At 25.7% G+C, this 686-nt stretch carries 2 pseudogenes; both read left to right on the top strand.

What is annotated here, in order from left to right:
- A pseudogene (locus ACF91D_RS31190) lies at positions 1–349 on the top strand (hypothetical protein); the annotation flags it as partial.
- A gap of 21 nt (positions 350–370) precedes the next feature.
- Positions 371–686, top strand: a pseudogene (locus ACF91D_RS31185) (DNA/RNA helicase domain-containing protein); the annotation flags it as partial.

Here is a 686-nt window from a genome sequence, read left to right as displayed (position 1 = left end):
AAGTATTGATAATATAGGTAAGTATAATGACATTGAATTATTTGTGTCAGATATAGATTTTGTAATATGTAAGACTATGGATGAAATAGAAAAGTGGATAATTGAAGCTATGTTAGAAGAAGAGATTATTCAAGGTATACTCATGGATGAAAATCGAATTCCATATTTAGATTCTATACACGAAAATAAATTTAGAAAAGACTCGCTTTTTTCATATTATGATTTATTAAGAAATGAGTTAGAGTTAAGATGGTTGAAAGGTCGTGATTTTAATGATCAGGATAGAAATAGATTTAATAGAGCAATTCAAAATAGACAGATTAAATTATTGGGTTATGACAATTTGTGAAATTTTAGGAGAGAAAATAAAATGAGAAAATTATATAATTTGAAGAAATTTTTGAATATTTATTTAACTGAAGATGTAGAATTAATTAATACATATATAGAATCTGATTCTCTACCTCTTAAGGAAAACGAAATAGAGGACTTAAAGTCATTAATAAATTTTTTAGAGCTAGGATACAAAGATTTTGAAGGCTTTTTTCTTGGGTATATAGTTCCTCATATTGGTCACGAAATGGACTTACTGAAAGTTACAGATAATGCTATTTTAAACATAGAATTGAAAAGTCAATCTGAGATTACCAAGATAAATAAACAGCAAAAATACAACTATTTCTATC

It is taken from the genome of Staphylococcus sp. 231237_7MaSpsaltlick (assembly GCF_043107035.1).
This window is presented reverse-complemented; position numbering and strand designations above follow the sequence as displayed.